Origin of the sequence: Bradyrhizobium sp. ORS 278 (assembly GCF_000026145.1) — a bacterium.
In the GTDB taxonomy this organism is placed as follows: Bacteria; Pseudomonadota; Alphaproteobacteria; order Rhizobiales; family Xanthobacteraceae; genus Bradyrhizobium.
Map to the genome: position 1 here is coordinate 1,244,619 of NC_009445.1, position 18,538 is coordinate 1,263,156.

At 66.3% G+C, this 18,538-nt stretch carries 14 protein-coding genes; 12 read left to right on the top strand and 2 right to left on the bottom strand.

The window, feature by feature from the left end; all coding sequences use genetic code 11:
* Positions 1-225: 225 nt before the first annotated feature.
* From BRADO_RS05495 to BRADO_RS05540, 10 genes are all read left to right on the top strand, one after another.
* On the top strand, positions 226-2,565 hold the full coding sequence (locus BRADO_RS05495) for a bifunctional diguanylate cyclase/phosphodiesterase (RefSeq protein WP_041756140.1): 2,340 nt from the start codon (positions 226-228) through the stop codon (positions 2,563-2,565).
* Between the two features lie 288 nt (positions 2,566-2,853).
* Positions 2,854-3,576 carry a hypothetical protein gene (locus BRADO_RS05500; protein ID WP_170323329.1) on the top strand — a complete coding sequence of 241 codons (723 nt, stop codon included), beginning with the start codon at positions 2,854-2,856 and terminating at the stop codon, positions 3,574-3,576.
* Between the two features lie 278 nt (positions 3,577-3,854).
* A complete protein-coding gene (gene pal, locus BRADO_RS05505; protein WP_035640505.1) occupies positions 3,855-4,349 on the top strand; it encodes a peptidoglycan-associated lipoprotein Pal in 495 nt (164 codons plus the stop codon).
* A gap of 174 nt (positions 4,350-4,523) precedes the next feature.
* The gene (ybgF, locus tag BRADO_RS05510; protein WP_011924326.1) at positions 4,524-5,573 is read left to right on the top strand and encodes a tol-pal system protein YbgF; all 1,050 of its coding nucleotides are present in this window, start codon (positions 4,524-4,526) and stop codon (positions 5,571-5,573) included.
* Between the two features lie 74 nt (positions 5,574-5,647).
* Positions 5,648-6,751 (top strand): tRNA lysidine(34) synthetase TilS, encoded by a 1,104-nt coding sequence (gene tilS, locus BRADO_RS05515; RefSeq protein ID WP_011924327.1) that lies wholly within the window; start codon positions 5,648-5,650, stop codon positions 6,749-6,751.
* A 235-nt stretch (positions 6,752-6,986) separates the two neighbouring features.
* Positions 6,987-8,909, top strand: a complete 1,923-nt coding sequence (gene ftsH, locus BRADO_RS05520; protein ID WP_041757323.1) for an ATP-dependent zinc metalloprotease FtsH — start codon at positions 6,987-6,989, stop codon at positions 8,907-8,909.
* A 142-nt stretch (positions 8,910-9,051) separates the two neighbouring features.
* Positions 9,052-11,571, top strand: a complete 2,520-nt coding sequence (locus tag BRADO_RS05525) for an autotransporter outer membrane beta-barrel domain-containing protein (RefSeq protein ID WP_041756141.1) — start codon at positions 9,052-9,054, stop codon at positions 11,569-11,571.
* Positions 11,572-11,669: 98 nt separating this feature from the next.
* The gene (locus tag BRADO_RS05530; RefSeq protein ID WP_011924330.1) at positions 11,670-12,908 is read left to right on the top strand and encodes a glycosyltransferase family 87 protein; all 1,239 of its coding nucleotides are present in this window, start codon (positions 11,670-11,672) and stop codon (positions 12,906-12,908) included.
* Between the two features lie 157 nt (positions 12,909-13,065).
* Positions 13,066-13,740 carry a TetR/AcrR family transcriptional regulator gene (locus BRADO_RS05535; RefSeq protein ID WP_011924331.1) on the top strand — a complete coding sequence of 225 codons (675 nt, stop codon included), beginning with the start codon at positions 13,066-13,068 and terminating at the stop codon, positions 13,738-13,740.
* Between the two features lie 111 nt (positions 13,741-13,851).
* Complete coding sequence (locus tag BRADO_RS05540; protein WP_050781082.1) at positions 13,852-15,468, top strand: glycosyltransferase family 87 protein; 1,617 nt, start codon at positions 13,852-13,854, stop codon at positions 15,466-15,468.
* Positions 15,469-15,473: 5 nt separating this feature from the next.
* On the opposite strand, the gene pyk is transcribed toward BRADO_RS05540, so the two are convergent.
* Positions 15,474-16,910 (bottom strand): pyruvate kinase, encoded by a 1,437-nt coding sequence (gene pyk, locus BRADO_RS05545; protein ID WP_011924333.1) that lies wholly within the window; start codon positions 16,908-16,910, stop codon positions 15,474-15,476.
* On the bottom strand, positions 16,907-17,500 hold the full coding sequence (locus tag BRADO_RS05550) for a DUF1036 domain-containing protein (protein ID WP_011924334.1): 594 nt from the start codon (positions 17,498-17,500) through the stop codon (positions 16,907-16,909). The genes pyk and BRADO_RS05550 overlap by 4 nt, the downstream gene beginning before the upstream one ends.
* Before the next feature lie 201 nt (positions 17,501-17,701).
* On the opposite strand from BRADO_RS05550, the gene BRADO_RS05555 reads away from it, so the two are divergent.
* Positions 17,702-17,998, top strand: a complete 297-nt coding sequence (locus BRADO_RS05555) for a DUF1244 domain-containing protein (RefSeq protein WP_011924335.1) — start codon at positions 17,702-17,704, stop codon at positions 17,996-17,998.
* A 245-nt stretch (positions 17,999-18,243) separates the two neighbouring features.
* Positions 18,244-18,519, top strand: a complete 276-nt coding sequence (locus tag BRADO_RS05560) for a DUF2312 domain-containing protein (protein ID WP_008961835.1) — start codon at positions 18,244-18,246, stop codon at positions 18,517-18,519.
* The last annotated feature ends 19 nt before the right edge of the window (positions 18,520-18,538 follow it).

An 18,538-nucleotide genomic window follows, 5' to 3' on the forward strand; every position in this document is an offset into this window, starting at 1 on the left:
CTAACGCCACGGTGGACGCCAGTTTTTGAGTCGCGCGATACGTGTTCTCCAAAATATTGGAACCATTCGTTGCAGCAACTGGGTAGTGTTTGCCTAGTCTGCTGAATTTTCGAGGGAATTCCTGCGCTTTGCGGCGATGGAAACGGTCCGCTAACGATGTTCCCTCAGAAAGACTTCATCTGCGAACGGTAATGTTTGCGCACCGAACCGAACGCGTGCGTCCGAATGCAGCTTGCCAGTCAGACCAGAGAAGACGAACAGAAGTTGTCGCCGTCCATCCAGGCGGCTCTCGTCGACTCTCTCTTCCAGGATCCAGGTCCGATGTTCGCCGGCGCACTCTGCGCCGCCGTCGCGGCCGTCATGACCGCCATGAAGAGCGGCGATTCCAATCTGTGGCCATGCGCGGTCATGCTCATCGTCGCGGGCGGGCTTCGCTCGCTCGACATGCGCTACTACCGGCACCTCTGTGACCGCGGGCGGCTGACACAGGAGGCGGTCGCGCGCTGGGAGATCCGCTATCAGATCGGCGCGATGCTGTACGCGCTGGTGCTCGGCGTCTGGTGCGTCGTCGCCGTGGTCGACAACAGCGACCCGGTCGTCCACCTGATCGCGATCTCGGTCACGCTCTGCTACATGTCGGCGGGGGCGGGGCGGACCTATGGCCGTCCCTGGATCTTCCACGTCCAGATCCTGCTCGCCTGCGGACCCCTGGCCATGGCGCTCGCGCTGCATGGCAGTCCCTACTACATGGGGATGGCGGCGTTCTGCGTGCTGTTCTTCATGTCGCTCAAGCACATCTCGACCAATCTGCAGCGCATCTTCGTCCAGGCCTTCGTGGCGCGCGAGGGCGAGGCGGCGCTGGCCAAGCAGTTCGACACCGCGCTCAACAACATGCCGCACGGGCTGTGCATGTTCGGGCCCGACGGGCGTCTCGCCGTCATGAATCACCGCTTCGGCGAGATGATGAGCCTGCCGGAGGACATCCTGCAGCGCGGCGGCAAGGCGGCCGACATCATCAATGCCTGCGTCATCTCCGGTGCAATCTCGGCCCCCAGCGGCCGCATGATCCTGTCGGAGATCGAGCATACCAAGACGCATAACATCATCACCAGCGATCCCGACATCGTGCGCGACCGCTCGCTGTCATGGACCTTCCAGCCGATGGCCGATGGCGGCGCTGTCGTCCTGCTCGAGGACATCACCGAGCGCCAGCATGCCGAGGCGCGGATCTCGCACCTCGCCCGCTACGACGAGCTCACCACCCTGCCGAACCGCGTCAGCTTCCGCGACGAGATCGAGCGCCTGCTCAAGATCCCGCAGCGCCACGGCGAGCTGTCGGCGCTGCTGTTCGTCGATCTCGACCGCTTCAAGCAGGTCAACGACACGCTCGGCCATCCCTGCGGCGATCAATTGCTGTGCGCGGTGTCCGAGCGGCTGCGCGACATGCTGCGCCCGGAGGATTTCGTCGCCCGCTTCGGCGGCGACGAATTCGTCGTGTTCCAGCGCAACATCCGCTCCAATGACGACGCCGCGGTGCTGGCGCGCCGCATCGTCGACCAGCTCAGCGAGCGCTACAAGATCGACAATCACCTGGTCGAGATCGGCGCCAGCGTCGGCATCGCCATGACGGCGCCGGGGATCAGCGCCGATACGCTACTCAAGAACGCCGACATGGCGCTGTATCGCGCCAAGGCCGAGGGCAGGGGCACGTTCTGCTTCTTCCGCGACGAACTCGCCCAGACCGTCGAGGCGCGCCGCATCCTCGAGCTCGATCTGCGCAAGGCGCTGGCGAGCGAGGAGTTCGAGCTGTTCTACCAGCCGCTCGTCAATCTGAAATCCGGCAAGATCTCCACCTGCGAGGCGCTGCTGCGCTGGAACCATCCGGTGCGCGGCACCGTCTCGCCGGTCGACATCATCCCCGTCGCCGAGGACATGGGCCTGATCGTCGATCTCGGCCGCTGGATCCTGCGCAAGGCCTGCCTGGAGTGCATGAAGTGGCCGGAGGCGGTGAGCGTCGCCGTCAACTTCTCGCCGCAGCAGTTCCACCAGCGCGACGTGCTGAGCGAGGTGCGCTATGCGCTTGAAGTGTCGGGCCTGCCGCCGCATCGCCTGGAGATCGAGATCACAGAATCGTCGCTCCTGCGCAACACGCAGCTGACCCATGACGTGCTGTCGCAATTGCACATGCTCGGCGTGCGGATCTCGCTCGACGATTTCGGCACCGGCTATTCGAGCCTCAGCTATCTGCACAACTTCCCGCTCGAGAAGGTCAAGATCGATCGCTCCTTCCTCGAGGGCATCGACAGCGACCGTCCTCTGACGCTGCTGCGCGGCGTCGCCCGCCTGTCGGCCGATCTCGGCATGTCGGTCGTCGTCGAGGGCATCGAGACCAACGAGCAGCTCGAGCTGGTTAGCGTCGACGGCACCGTCACCGAGGCGCAGGGCTATCTGTTCAGCCGGCCCGTGCCGGCGGTGCGGATCCGCCAGCTGCTCAATGCGTCGCATGGGCGGCGGACGATCGATGAACCGTTGGCTGCCATCGGCGGCAGCCGCTCGATCGCCTGATTACCGGCTCTGCCTCAGAGTCATGGCTCCGCGACCAGCCATGCAAGACAACCGGACGTCGTACCAGCCGGGGGCAGGACGCGCGCATCGCGCGCGAGTTCGTTTCGAATCGGCACGCAGTTGATCCGAAGCGAACCCTCATCGCTCTGCCGGCCTCTCTGTAAGTCTCGGTTGCGGCACCGGGATTCTACGTGCCGTTAACCCTGTACCGGCGAAAGCTTTGCATCCCAATTAACGCACTGTTAATCTCATTAGTGCTCGTAAGGGTTGTGTGAAAAGGGGTTGCGAATGAAATCGGCGGCTAAAGTGACTGCCGTTGCTGATCATAAATTGGATGCGCTCGACAATGTGGATTACCGGCTGGCGCTGACCGCCGACGACAAGGACGAGATCTATCGGCTGCGCTACCGCGCCTATCTCCGTGAAGGCGCCATTCTCCCCTCGGCCAGCGAGCGCGTCACCGACCAGTATGACGATCTTCCCAACAGCTTCATCTTCGGCGTCTACGTCGATGGTGAGCTGTATAGCTCGATCCGCATCAGCGTGCTGAACGCGCAATGGCGCCGGTCGCTGTCGTCGGACATGTTCGCCGATCTGCTGCATCCGGAGCTCGACCGCGGCAAGGTCATCATCGATCCGACGCGGTTCGTCGCCGACTATGAGAAAGCCCGGTCGTTTCCGGCGCTGCCTTATGTGACGGTCCGGCTCGGCTACGTCGCCTGCGCCCATTTCAACGCCGACATCGGTCTCGCCAATGTGCGGCCGGAGCACAGGGCCTTCTACAAGAAGGTGTTCCTGCAGGAACCATGGGGCGAGCCGCGGCTCTACTCCGGCCTGACCAAGCCGGTCGGGCTCGTGGCGGCCCATTATCCCAGGATTCGTGAGCGTGTGTTCCAGCGCTTCCCGTTCATGCGTTCGAGCGCGTTCGAGCGGCGCATGCTGTTCGATCGTCCGGCTCCCGACGCGTTCAGTGATTCGTTCAGGATTCAGCCGGTCGCAAAAGCCGGCTGATCGCCGGTCCTGATCGCGCGAACCAGGCTGTCAGCCAAGTTCAATCCGCGACTTTCCCGCAGGAATCAGCGAAAAAGCGCCTTGCTCAAGGCGCACGACCGCTTGCCTTCACCCTGGCGCCACATTTACAACCCATTAACCATCGGGGCTGCTTTTTCGGGTTTCGTTAGCATTTGACGGGGTTCTGCAAGGCCCCATCAAGGTTGACGGAACGTTCGCTTAACCATCGCCCTGTAGACCGGATGGCAGTTGAGAACGTGAGCGTGGAGGCTCCGGGAATGAAATATCAAATGCGTATCCTCCAGGGATTGAAGTTGGCTGCCGTGCTCGCGGTTGCACTGTCGATGGGTGCTTGCGCGAACAAGAGCTTGACCGACGCCAACGCCATGGCGGGCGGCGCGGCGGCCCCGGGCAGCCAGCAGGACTTCGTGGTGAACGTCGGCGATCGAGTCTTCTTCGAGAGCGATCAGACCGATCTCACGCCGCAGGCGATCGCCACGCTCGAGAAGCAGGCGCAGTGGCTGCAGAGCTATCCGCGCTACTCCTTCACGATCGAAGGCCATGCCGATGAGCGCGGCACCCGCGAGTACAACATCGCCCTCGGCGCGCGCCGGGCGCAGTCGGTGCGCAACTTCCTGGTCTCGCGCGGCATCGATCAGAGCCGCATGCGCACCATCTCCTATGGCAAGGAGCGGCCGGTCGCCGTGTGTAACGACATCTCCTGCTGGTCGCAGAACCGTCGTGCCGTCACCGTGCTGAACGCAAGTTCATAAAGCTGAACAAACTGATTGCTGATGAAGCCGGCGTCGGAGACCGACGCCGGCTTCATCTTTTTGTCTTCGCTTGAACGTCATTTGTCTCTATTGCCGTTCTGCCGTACAGCCCCATCCATTGGGCTATGTTTTCCAACCTCTCGCCGATCCGGTCGTCAGGGCAGCATGTCGTTCATGTCTCTTTCCAGGAGCGCGATCGCGGTTCTCGCAGCGCTCGTTGTTGTTTTCGCGCAGGCGGTCCCGACCCGGGCGATCGCCCAGGTCGATGACGATCCGGAGATCCGGATCCAGCGGCTCGAGAACCAGCTCCGGCAGCTGACCGGCCAGAACGAAGAGCTGCAATACCGCAATCGTCAGCTCCAGGAGCAGCTTCGCCAGCTGCAGAACGGGGCGCAGCCTGCCGCTCCCGCGGCGCAGCCGACTGCGGCGGCTCCGCCGCCTCCGACTCAGATCGCGCCGTCCTACAGCCAGCCCGCCCAGCCCGCCTATGGCCAGCCGCAATATGGTCAGCAGCAGCCGGCCTATCCGCAGCAGCCGCCGCCGAGCTATCCGCCGGCACAGGCCGCGGCACCCGCGCCGATCACGCAGGACCCGCCGGCCGCCGGCGGCGTCCGCCGCCGAGGCGATGCGTTCGATCCGAGCCAGAACCCGACTGCGCCTGGCGCCCCGCAGGCGCTCGGCGGCGGCGCGCTGCCGATCCAGCCCGGCGGTGGGCAGCCTGCCGGCCGTCCGGCGGGCGATCCGGCTGGTGTCGCCAACGCCGGGGCAGGGCGCTACCCGCAAGGTGCGCCGGTTGCCGCCGCGCCCGGCGCTGCCGGGCTCGACACCGCGCCACCGCGGCAGACGCCGCGCGACGAATACGATCTCGGCATCGGCTACATGCAGCGCCGCGACTACGCGCTGGCCGAGCAGACGATGCGCAACTTCACCCAGAAATATCCGAACGATCCGATGATCGGCGACGCGCAATACTGGCTCGGTGAAAGCCTGTACCGGCGCCAGCAATATCGCGATGCCGCCGAGATCTTCCTGACGGTGACGACCAAGCACGACAAATCGTCGAAGGCGGCCGATGCGCTGCTGCGCCTCGGCCAGTCGCTGGCGGCCCTCAAGGAGAAGGAAGCGGCCTGCGCCGCGTTCGGCGAGGTGACGCGCAAATACCCGCGCGCCTCGGCCGGCGTGAAGGCGGCCGTCGATCAGGAGCAGAAGCGCGTGAAGTGCTGACCGCGCGCGGCGCTTGTCGCGCGCGAAGGCCTTGAGTTTGTTGTTCCGGCGTCCGACGACTAATCTGGGTCGTCATGGCAGCCCACGAGACCGCGCAGGCGAATCCTTCCGACGACGGCCGTCCCATCGGCGTGGCCGAAGCGGAGGTGCTGTTCGCTTCGCTCGCCGATGCGCCTGCGCTGGTGCTTGCCGTGTCCGGCGGCCCCGATTCGATGGCGCTGCTATGGCTGGCGGCTCGCTGGCGGCAGGCGCTGGCAGACGGGCCGCGACTGGTTGCAATCACCGTCGATCATGGCTTGCGGCCGGAAGCCCGGCGCGAAGCTGCGATGGTCAAGCGGTTCGCGCGGCAGCTCGAGGTTTCGCACCGGATGCTGCGCTGGACCGAGCCGAAGCCGACCACGGGAATTCCCGAAGCGGCGCGTCTGGCCAGATATCGCCTGCTGGCACGGGCTGCGCGGCAGGCCGGTGCAAGCCACGTCCTCACCGCTCACACCCGCGACGATCAGGCCGAGACGGTGCTGATGCGGTTGCTGCGTGGCAGCGGCATCGTCGGGCTCGCGGCCATGGCACCGGTCAGCGCCCGCGACGGGCTGCTGCTGGCGCGCCCGCTGCTGGAGATTTCGAAGGCCCGGCTCGTCGCCACCCTTCGCTCGGCCGGGATCGAGTTTGCCGATGACCCCACCAACCACGATCCGGCCTATACGCGGCCGCGCTTGCGCGCGCTGATGCCGGCGCTGGCAGCCGAGGGTGGTGATTCGCGGACGCTGGCGACGCTCGCCGGCCGCCTCGCCCGCGCCAACGCGGCCATCGAGCTGATGGTCGATGGTGCCGAGAAGCACCTCGCGCTCCGCGCTTCGCGCGGCGGCTCGATCCGGCCTGCCCAGGGGCAGACGTTCGAGGCGCGCGCCTTTGTCGCACTTCCGGCGGAGATCAGGCTGAGATTGCTGATGCGGGCCATCAACCAGATTGGAACCGAGGGGCCGGTGGAACTCGGGAAGGCGGAAGCGCTGCTCGATCGCATGGACCGGACGATGGACCGGACTCTTGCGGGGGTCGCAAATGGTGGTACCTCTGCGGCGGGCAGGCTAAAACAAACCTTGGCTGGTGCGCTGGTAAGCATGACGCGCGAGGCCATTCGCATCACTCCGGCGCCGCCTCGTCGTCCGCGCCGGAGTTGAGACGGAGGCAGCCTTCGCTGACCCTTAACCACCTGCGTCGGCGGCGCTTTTCCCGCGCCTTTTTTTGAGCGGGAATCGGGCTAGGATGCGTTAAATAGTCCTGTCTGGTTCCCTTGGCATTGCGGCGAGTGGTACCTAGATTACGAGACGGTCGACCGGGGGATTCCCTCGTGGCTACCCAGGGATGAGTCCGAGGACAGACGGCCGCGATCCGCGCGACCACGAAGGAAAATCGATGAACGCCAATCTGCGCAATTTCGCCCTTTGGGTCATTATTGTTCTGTTGCTATTGGCTCTGTTCACGCTCTTCCAAAATCCGGGCCAACGCGCGTCCTCGCAAGACATCACCTTCTCGCAGCTCTTGACCGAGGTCGATCAGGGCAATGTCCGCGACGTTGTGATCCAGGGCCCCGAAATTCACGGCACCTTCAAGAACGGCTCCTCGTTCCAGACCTACGCGCCGAGCGATCCGAATCTCGTGAAGCGCCTGTACGACGCCAAGGTTTCGATCACCGCGAAGCCGCCGGGCGACAACGTGCCGTGGTTCGTCTCGCTGCTCGTCTCCTGGCTGCCATTCATCGCGCTGATCGGCGTCTGGATCTTCCTGTCGCGGCAGATGCAGGGCGGCGCCGGCAAGGCGATGGGCTTCGGCAAGTCGCGGGCGAAGATGCTGACCGAAGCGCATGGCCGCGTCACCTTCGAGGACGTCGCCGGCGTCGACGAGGCCAAGCAGGACCTGCAGGAGATCGTCGAATTCCTGCGCGACCCCGGCAAATTCCAGCGGCTCGGCGGCCGGATTCCGCGTGGCGTGCTCCTGGTCGGCCCTCCCGGCACCGGCAAGACGCTGATCGCACGCGCGGTCGCCGGTGAAGCCAACGTGCCGTTCTTCACCATCTCCGGTTCTGACTTCGTCGAGATGTTCGTCGGCGTCGGCGCCAGCCGCGTCCGCGACATGTTCGAGCAGGCCAAGAAGAACGCGCCCTGCATCATCTTCATCGACGAAATCGATGCCGTCGGCCGTCACCGTGGCGCCGGTCTCGGCGGTGGCAATGACGAGCGCGAGCAGACCCTCAACCAGCTGCTGGTCGAGATGGACGGCTTCGAGGCCAATGAGGGCGTGATCCTGATCGCCGCCACCAACCGTCCCGACGTGCTCGATCCCGCCCTGATGCGTCCGGGCCGCTTCGACCGTCAGGTCGTCGTGTCCAATCCCGACATCATCGGCCGCGAGCAGATCCTCAAGGTTCACGTCCGCAAGGTGCCGCTGGCGCCCGACGTCAACCTCAAGACCATCGCCCGCGGCACGCCCGGCTTCTCCGGCGCCGACCTGATGAACCTCGTCAACGAGGCCGCCCTGACCGCCGCCCGCCGCAACAAGCGGATGGTGACGCAGGCCGAGTTCGAGGAGGCCAAGGACAAGGTGCTGATGGGCGCCGAGCGCCGGTCGATGGTGATGACCGAGGAAGAGAAGATGCTGACCGCCTATCACGAGGCGGGCCATGCGATCGTCGGCCTCAACGTCCCGAGCCACGACCCGATCCACAAGGCCACCATCATCCCGCGCGGCCGCGCGCTCGGCATGGTGCAGTCGCTGCCCGAGGCCGACCGTCACTCGCACACCCGCGAATGGTGCGTCTCTAAGCTCGCGATGATGTTCGGCGGCCGCGAGGCCGAGGTGCAGAAGTTCGGGCCCGAGAAGGTCACCAACGGCGCCACCGGTGACATCCAGCAGGCCACCAACCTTGCCCGTGCGATGGTGATGGAATGGGGCATGTCCGACAAGCTCGGCCGCGTCCGCTACCAGAGCAATGAGCAGGAGGTGTTCCTGGGTCATTCGGTGGCGCGATCGACCAACATCTCCGACGACACCGCCCGCCTGATCGACTCGGAAATCCGCGGCCTGATCGAGGCCGGCGAGCAGGAGGCCCGCCGCATCATCACCGAGAAGCGCGAGGACTGGGAGACTATCGCCCAGGCGCTGCTCGAATATGAGACGCTGACCGGCGAGGAGATCCTCGACCTGCTCAAGGGCAAGAAGCCGAACCGCGAATCGGCGATCGAGCCGTCGACGCCGCGCGCCTCGGCCGTGCCGCCGGCCGGCAAGCCGCGGCCGCGTCCCGATCCGGATCCCGGCCTCGAGCCGCAGCCCCAGGCCTGATCGGGGCGGGGGCGCGGCCGACCCGCGGGGGCCGATACGGAACATCAAGAGATTGAGACGACAGGCCCGGTTCGCAGCCGGGCTTTTCGTTGTCTGCAACCCATTGTCGTTGTTAACGAATGCTCAAAGGCTGGGTATTCGGATGATGACGATTTTGGGTGCGGCGCGCTCTCCTGCGGGCCTGTTTTTCAGTGTGTCCTTCGTCGGCCTGGCCGCGTTTGGCGGTCGCGAGGCAGCGGCGCAGGGCGTTTTCGATGCGGCCGCCGCCGGGCCGTTCACCTCGAGCTTTTTCGGTGAGGCGACCTATGCCACCGGCAGCAGCTGCTTCGGGAGCTATGTCCGCTCCGGCGGGATGAGCGCCTCCGGCCTGGCGGTGGGCAGTGCCGGCAAGGTTTGCGAAACGCCCTACATCTCGGTGAATGCGGTCGAGGTGCCGATCATCTGGACTTTCGGCGGCGCCGGTCTCGACTCCGGCGGCGTGACCGAGCTGGCGCTGCCGACTGCGCGGCTCGACAATTTCGCCAGCGGTGCGGCGACGGGCGTCGATGCGGCGGGCAAGACCGTCGTTGGTGTCGTGCTCGGCGCCGACAGCACCCAGACCTATTACGATATCTACCCTTATGTCTGGCAGGCGACGACCGCCGGCGCCTTCACCGGCGTCGTGCCGACGCAGCTTCCGCTGCACGGGGCCGACAGCGATGGCGCGGCGTATGGCATCAGTCCGAACGGCAGCTATGCGACCGGCTGGAGCGGTACTCTGCAGTTCGACGCGGCCTGGCCGCATCGGATCACGACGAGCACCAGCACGATGCAGGCGGCCGTCTGGACTCTCGCGTCCAATTCGGTGCAACTGCTCGGCGCCACGCCGGACCCCGTCAACTCGCCTGCAAGCTCGGGCAAGGCGGTAGCCGACAACGGCACGGTGGTCGGCTGGTACGGACTGTTCCCGCGCGACGCTTTCACCAATGACGTCAACCTGGCGCGCGGCTCGGGCCTCTTGCTGTCGGACATCAGCGGTTACGGCGACTACGCCACGATCTGGCAGCCGAAGCCGTTCGTCTGGACGCTCGCCTCGGGCATCATGACCCGGCTCGGCATGACGCCGCTGAACGACAGCGCAACGACCTACGCCTATGGCGAAGCGCGGGCGCTGAACGCCGGGACCGGCAGCGTTGCCACCGCGAGCGTCGCGGTCGGCTGGCTCGGCAATTCGGCCAGCAGTTTCGAGGCGGTGCGCTGGAGCTCCACCGACAATTGGGCGACGCATTCCACCCTGCAGCTCGCCGCGGTCGCGCCGACCGATGCGGACAATCTCGGCCGCATCGGTGCGGTCGCCAATGCCGTCGACGCCTCCGGCAACAACGTGGTCGGGCGTGTCGAATATGCCTGCACGGCGAGCAGCAGCGGCTCCTGCTCGCAGGCGGTCTATTGGTCGGTGTCCGCCGACGGCCAGTCCTCGTCGGGCGCCACGCTGGCCTCGATCCTGGCGAGCGTCGGCATCAGTACCAGCAATGTCACGCTGACCGACGCGACTGCCATTGCGGTGTCCACGACCAGCTCGTCCTCACAAATCCTCATCCTTGGCAACGGCACTCGCAACGATCCAGGGAGCACGCAGGACCTGTTCCTGATCAAGCTGGACCGCGTATCGTCGAGCACTCCGGCGACCTCTGGCGGCATCACCAGCGTTCTGGAGCAGCGGAGCTCGCTCGGGAGCCTCGGCGTCGTCGCCAACCAGGGCGTCACCGCGACCGACGCCGCGATGGGCGCGCTCGCGACCGCCGCGGACTACTATCGTTGTGTGAGGACAGCGGCCGGCGAGGCCTCACAATGGTGCGGCTTCGCTTATGGCCTGGTCGCCGGCAACTCCAGTTACGGCACCAGCGGCACCGAACTGTCGGGCAGCTTCGGTCTCGCCCGCGCGATTGGGCCCTCGACGTCGATCGGCTTCAGCGTCGGCGTCTCGGGCCTGCGCAACGGCCTCGCCTCTGGCGGCCGCTTCGACGCGCCGGGGGCGACATTCGGGACGTACTTCGCGCACCGCCCGGACACCGGCTTTCAGTTTCTGGCGATGGCGGTGGCCTCGCTCTATCCCGACCTGACGCTCACCCGCGGCTATCTCAACGGCACGATGCTGACGAATTCGCAAGGCGCGACCCATGCGAGTTCGGCGGGCGCGATGGCGCGAATCGGCTGGGCCTTTGCAGTCGCTGGCCTCAAGGCGACAGTCACGCCCTACGCGCAGCTGTCTCACGTCAATGCGCGCGTCGGCGGCTTCGTCGAGAATGGCGGCCTGTTCCCGGCGTCCATCTCCGCGTTCAATGCGGCGGCAACGACCTTGCGCGTCGGCGCGCAATTGCGCGGCTCGCTGACGGAGCGGCTCTCGGCGTTCGGCGGTCTCGCCTGGGCCGGCAATCTCCGCAATGACGCGCCTGCCGTGCAAGGCTCGCTGCTGGCGGCGGATTGCAATAGCACCTCGCCGCTCACGGCGTTCTGCGGAATGTCCGGGCTCGGTCCGCGCCTGAGCCGGAGCTGGGTCGAGGGCAGTGCCGGCTTGCGCTACGAGCTCGCGCAGGGCTCGGCGGCGATGATCAGCGCCAATGCCGCCAGCCAGAACACGCTGACCTACGGCCTCCAGGTCGGCTACAGCCGCGCCTTCTGAGCGCGGCGCCGGGGCCGGTTTGCGCTTAAGCCTTCTTCAAGCCTCCCGGCCTATGGCTTGATTGGAGTTGCGCCCGTGCCGGCGCGGGCGAGGTTCAGATGGCCGACAATCCTGTTGCCGCCGCGATCCCATCGCAGCGCCTTTCGCAACGTCCCGGCGTTCCCGCGAGCCTGTTCGCGGTGTGCTTCGCGCTCGCCTGCATCAACGCCGCGTTCTTTCCCGCAGGGCTGCTGTCGGGCATCTGGATCTGGGGCGCCGACGGGCTCGGGCTTCCCACCGACTTCGTCAACGTCTGGGCTGCGGGCAAGCTCGCGCTGCAGGGCCATCCGGCGCTGGCCTGGGACTGGGACGTGCAGCGTCAGGTCGAGCTCGATCTTTTGAAGCAGGATTTTCCAGGCTATTTCGCCTGGCACTATCCGCCGCCGTTCCTGTTCGTCGCCGCCTTTGTCGCGCAGTTTCCCTACATCATCGCGTTCGCCGGCTGGGCCTATGCGAGCTTCGTTCCGTTCGCGATTGCCATGCGCGCCATCGTCGGCCGCGGCTTCGGTCTGGTGCTCGCCGCCGGCTTCCCGGCGTTGTTCTCGAACACGCTGGTCGGGCAGAACGGCTGCCTCACCGCCGCACTCGTCGGCGGCACGCTGTATTGGCTGCCGGCGCGGCCAGTGCTGGCCGGCATCTGCCTCGGGCTTCTGACCTACAAGCCGCAATATGGTTTGCTGTTTCCGATCCTGCTGATCGCCACGCAGCGCTGGACCGCCTTCGCCGCCGCAAGCGCCACGGCGATCGTGCTGGCGCTCGCGTCCTGGATGGCCTTCGGCCTCGAGAGCTGGCAGGCTTTCGTGCATTGGCTGCCGATGTTCTCGCAGGCCTTTCTGACCGAGGGCAAGGCGACATGGTGGAAGCTGCAGAGCCTGTTTTCGCTGGTGCGCTATTTCGGCGGCTCGGAGACGCTGGCCTGGACCTTCCAATGGGTGTTGACTGCGGCCGTTGCGGTCGTGCTGGTGACGCTATGGCGGAGTCCGGTGCGCTATGCGTTGAAGGCCGCGGCGCTTGCAGTCGGGCTGCTGCTGACCACGCCCTATCTGTTCATGTACGACATGATGGTTCAGGCAATCGCCGTGGCGTGGCTGGTGCGGATGGGCCTTCGTGACGGGTTCCGCCGCTACGAATTGCCGGCCTTCGGCTGCGTCGCGGCGCTGCAGATCAGCTTCATGCTGACCGGCATACCGCTCGGCCTTGTCGCCAATCTAACGGTCGGCGCTCTGGTTTTGGCCCGGGCCGGATCCTGGTGGCGGCGCCAGCCGGTGAGCTCCGAGACGGCGTTCGCCCCCGCGTGACGCCGTGCGCAGGCGGACCAAGCCGTGATTGCGCTTGTGTTTTTTCCTGAACAGGTGTTCAGTTCTTTCAGCGGTTTGCGAGGGTGATCCTCCAAAAACACTGAACCAGCGTTCGCCGGGCGTTTCCTGGACGGGCGCGTCCGGGACGAGAAACGCCATGGTCTATCGGCGAACCCATCAAGTCGTGAAGCGGCTGGCGGCCCGCCGCAGCGCGATTCTGGCTGCCGCGCGCGAAGCCGCGGCGGAAGGCGGCATGTCGGCGGTTCAGATCGCGCCGGTCGCGGTGCGGGCGAACGTCGCCGCCGGAACCGTCTACCGCTACTTTCCATCCAAGGCGGATCTGATTTCCGAGCTCATCGCCGAGGTATCGCGCGACGAGCTGGCGGCGGTCCGCCGCGCGGCCGATGCGGCGCCAGGTCCGTCCTCGGCGCTCGCCGCGGCCGTCTCGACCGTCGCCGTCCACGTCCTGTCTCAACGCAAGCTGGCCTGGGGCATTCTCGCGGAACCGGTGGACGTCGACGTGACCGCCTCGCGCATTGCCAGCCGCCGCGAGATCGTCGGCGAGATCGCCTCGCGGATCGATGCCGCCGTGCGCGCCGGCCATCTCCCGGCGCAGGACACCCAGCTCGCCGCGACCGCGCTGCTAGGCGCGCTGCACGAGGCGCTGGTCGGGCCGCTGGCAACGGACACGCTCGAGGATCCCGCCAAGCTGCGCGACACCGTCCAGGCCGTCACCTTGCTGGCGCTGCGCGCCGTCGGCGTGATGGATGCCCGCGCCCGCGGCCTTGTCGTGCAGGCGGTGTTGCCGGTGAAAAGCCTGGTCGGCGCCTGAGCCGGCCGGCGCGGTCTCGCGCTTAAGCAAGGATTCATGCCTCGCCGCCATGGTCGGGTGCGGCGCCGGGACGGCCGCCGCGTCTCGCAGGTCCAGGCGCTTCCGCAACCGATGCCCAGTACGCGCATACATCCGGCCACGCCGCTCGTGATCGCCGGATCGGCGATCGCCGGCGCCGTCTACGCCTATGTCGCGGGCGAGGACATCAACTGGGACTGGCAGAACTATCACGATTATGCCGGCTTCGCGCTGGTGCATGGCCGCTTCGATGTCGATGTCGCGCCGGGCGGCTTCCAGAGCTTTCTCAATCCGCTGATCTATCTGCTGCCCTACGTGGTCCGGCACGGCCTTCCCGCGCCGTGGTGGGGCATGGCGCTCGGTGCGTTGCATGGATTGAACCTCGCTGTGGTGTTCTGGCTGACGCGTGTGCTGCTTCAGCGGACGGCCGACGTCTTCAAGCTCGCTTCGGCGCTGATCATCGCGGCCCTCAGCCCGATGGCGTTGTCCGAGGTCGGCACCAGCTTTGCGGACATTCTCACGACACTGCCGATCCTCGTCGGTCTCGCGCTGCTGTTCAGTCACGAGGACAACGACGCGCGGCCGCGGCATCTGCTCGCGGCCGGCCTGATGTTCGGGGCAGCGACCGGATTGAAGCTGACCAATGCGACGTTCCTAATCGCCGCCGGCGTGTCGCTGCTGCTGATGGCAAGACCGTTGCGGGCCGTCGCTACATTCGGCGCCGCGAGCGCGCTCGGCGGCATCGTCACGGCCGGGCCGTGGGCGCTGAAGATGCTGCGCGACTTCGGCAGTCCGCTTTATCCGTTCTACAACACGATCTTCCGCTCGCCCGAGGCGCCATTGGTGTCGATCGTCGACACCCGCTTCATGCCGCAGAGCCTCGCCGACGCGCTCGCCTATCCATTCTACTGGGTGATCGGCAAGCATCCGTCGTCGGAATGGCCGTTCCGCGATCCGCGCTTTGCCGTGATCATCGTGCTGCTGATCGCCGTGATCCTCACCGGCCTGTGGCAACGGCGCGAGGTGCTGGGGCTGCGCGACCGGCGCCTGATCATGTTCTTCTGGATCAGCTACGTCCTGTGGATGCTGGCGTTCTCGATCCAGCGTTATCTGATGCCGCTCGAATTGCTTGCGGCACCGCTGATCGTGCTGCTGCTCATCCGTCTGAGCGACGCCTGGCGCGAACCCGTCGCGAAGCAGACCTCGTTGCGAAGCAGGCAGGCCATCATCGTCGTTGCCGCGCTCGCTGTTGCACTGGCGTCGCAGCCGACAGACTGGATGCGGCGGCCGTGGTCGGACCCGTACCGGCCGCAGCTTGCCGAAGCCTTGCGACAGCCCGCGACGTTCCTGCTGCTGCAGAAGCCGCTCGGCTATGTCACGTCGTTCGTGCATGAGGGCTCGCGCGTCTATCAGTTGTCCGAACTGGTGGTCCCGCTGGTGTCAGGCGGCGTGCTCGATCGCCGGGTGCGGCGCGGCCTCGCATCTCCGCTGCAGGGCGGGGTCTGGGCGCTGTACTATGCGGACAGCCCCGCGGACAACCCGCCGCGGCTCGACGTGCTCGCCGACTACGATCTCAAGATCGACAGTGCGCGACGCTGCGAGCGCATTCCGGGCGCCGATGGCACCGACATCATGGTCTGTCCGGTGATCTCGGCCGCGCTGCCCGCGGCTTCGACCGCGGGTCTCAAGCCGGTCGGCAGCGCCGACTGATCAGCTCAGAGATGGGCCTCGTTCGACGGCCCGACATAGGCGATGCGCACCATGTTGGTGGTGCCGGGGGTGCCGAGCGGGACGCCGGCAACGACGATGACGCGCTGGCCGGCGCGGACGAAGCCGTCGCGAAACGCGATCGAGCCGGCACGTTCGACCATGTCGTCCTGGTCGCGGGCATCCTCGGCCACCACGCAATGGACGCCCCACACCACCGCGAGGCGGCGCCCGGTCGCCAGGTTCGGGGTGATCGCGACCACCGGCGGCTTGGGCCGCTCGCGCGCGACGCGGACCGCGGTCGAGCCGGACGACGTCCAGCAGATGATCGCCGGCAGATCGAGATTTTCGGCAATCCTGCGCGCCGCCTCGGCGATGGCGTCGCCCGCGGTCGACTCCGGCTCGGGCCGCTGCGCCGCGATCACCGAGCGATAGACGATGTCGCGTTCGACCTCCTCGCCGATCCGGTTCATCGTCGAGACCGCCTCGACCGGAAACTTGCCGGCCGCCGATTCCGCCGACAGCATGATCGCGTCAGCGCCCTCATAGACCGCGGTCGCCACGTCGGAGACCTCCGCGCGGGTCGGGACCGGCGACTGGATCATCGATTCCAGCATCTGCGTCGCCACCACCACCGGCTTGCCGGCGCGGCGCGCCAACCGTGTCATCTGCTTCTGCAGGCCCGGCACGCGCTCCAGCGGCAGCTCGACGCCGAGATCGCCGCGCGCCACCATCAGCGCGTCGGAGACATCGACGATGTCGTTGAGACGCTCGATCGCCTGCGGTTTCTCGATCTTGGACATCACGGCGGCGCGGCCGCGGATGATCTTCTTCGCCTCGAGCACGTCATCGGCGCGCTGCACGAAGGACAGCGCGATCCAGTCGATGCCGATGTTCAGCGCCGCTTCGAGATCGGCGCGGTCCTTCGGCGTCATCGCCGAGACCGGCAGATCGGTGTCGGGCAGGCTCACGCCCTTGCGGTCGGACATCTTGCCGCCGATGACGACGCGGGTGACGGCGCGCGTCGGGGTCGTCTCCTCGGCGATCAGCCGCACCTTGCCGTCGTCGAGCAGCAGCGCGTGGCCGGGCTGCAGGGCTGCCAGGATCTCCGGATGCGGCAGGTACACCCGTGTCGCATCGCCGGGCGTCTTGTCGGAATCGAGCACGAAGCTCTGTCCGTTGTTGAGCTGGACCGGACCTTCGGCAAACGTGCCAAGCCGCAGTTTGGGGCCCTGCAGATCGACCAGGATGCCGATCGGCCGGCCATAGCTGGCTTCGACGCTGCGGATCGTGGCCACCAGCTCCCGCAGCTTGTCATGCGGGGTGTGGCTCATGTTGATGCGGAAGATGTCGGCCCCGGCCTCGAACAGCTTGCGAATCATCGCGCTGTCCGAGGAGGCGGGACCGAGCGTGGCGAGAATCTTGATGCGGCGCAGGCGTCTCATGGTTTGGGCGCTGCCGGCCCGGACGGCAGGCCGGATCCGGCAGGCGGCGCCGCCTGAGGACCATTGGGCAGGCCAGGGACATTGCCGGGGCCGAGCGGACCTGGGATGCCCGGCACGCGCTGCTGCGCCGGCTGCTCGTTGGCCTCGGTCAACTGCACCGTCCAGGCGCGCTGGTCGCCGGTGTCGACCTCGAAGAAGCCGGTGCGGTCGAAGCCGCGCGCCAGGCAATTGTCGGTGCCCTTGATGGTGAACTCCTTGTCGCGGGAGCACATGAAGGCCTGCCCGGACCATTCGCCGCCGCGATCATAGTCGAGCGCGTAGATGTAATAATAGCGGGCGACCAGCGTGCCCTTGAGCAGCGTTTCGCAGCTGCGAGAGGAGACGTTCCACCACCCTTCGGTGGTCCAGCCCTCTGCGTCCTTGTAGCCGAGAGCGATCCCGACCCGGCTCGAGGTGTTGTTGCAGAGGCGAAAATCGGCGGCCGCCGGGCTGGAGGAGAGACAGAGCACGGCCAGCCCGAGCAGCGAAAGCAGTCCGAAACCCTGGCGGTGGGGAAGGCGATGCATGATGCGGGAGGTTTTGGGGATCATTGCGCGACGCTATATCAAACGTTGATCGATGTCGCGCGCTTGGCCGCGGCTGTCAACGGCAAGGCGATTTCGTGGCGAGGCGGATGCGATCGCTCTCATCGCCTCCCGTGACGGTGCTGCGATATGGCCAAACCTGCGACGAAGCCGCATTATATAGCAGATGTCCGTCGCGGCGCGGAACAGGGAACGAGAGGGATCATCATGGACAGCACCACCCGAACCGAGCTCGAAGCCGCCGCTTTCCGCCGGCTCGTCGAGCATCTGCGCAGCCGCACCGACGTTCAGAACATCGATCTGATGAATCTGGCCGGCTTCTGTCGCAATTGCCTGTCCAACTGGCTCAAGGACGCGGCCGACGCACAGGGGGTGGCGCTGAGCAAGGACGAGAGCCGCGAGGCGGTTTACGGCATGCCCTATGAGGAATGGAAGGCGAAGCACCAGCGCGAGGCCAGCGCCGAGCAGATCGAGGCCATGAAGAAGGTGCATCCGGGTCATTGAGGACGGCCGGCCGCGCGCTCGCCTGATCCGCGAATCGAGCGGCTGTCCGCGGGACGCGGAAAACGCAAGCCGCGTGGTCGATGTTGTTGTTCGGCGGCCCACCGAGCCCAACAAGATGTGGGCGCTCTGTGGATGAGGGCGATGTCGCCTTGACGCAGGGCACGCCAGATTTGAGGGTCGCGGCGAACACGCGGCGCCCTGGCGGCGCCTTCCTTGGACACACGAGTTCCACTCAGGAGTAACAGATGGCCACCTCCGCCGCCGCGAAGGACGACGACTCGCCCGCGACCCGCTTCGCCGTAGATCAGCTCAAGTCGATCATCGAGCGCATTGAGCGGCTGGAGGAGGAGAAGAAAGCGATCTCCGAGGACATCAAGGATGTCTATGCCGAGAGCAAGGGCAACGGCTTCGACGTCAAGGCGCTGCGCACCATCATTCGGCTGCGCAAGCAGGACCCCAATGAGCGCCAGGAGGAGGAGAGCATCCTCGAGACCTACATGCAGGCGCTCGGCATGATCTGAACGAGGCGCGCCTGCGGCG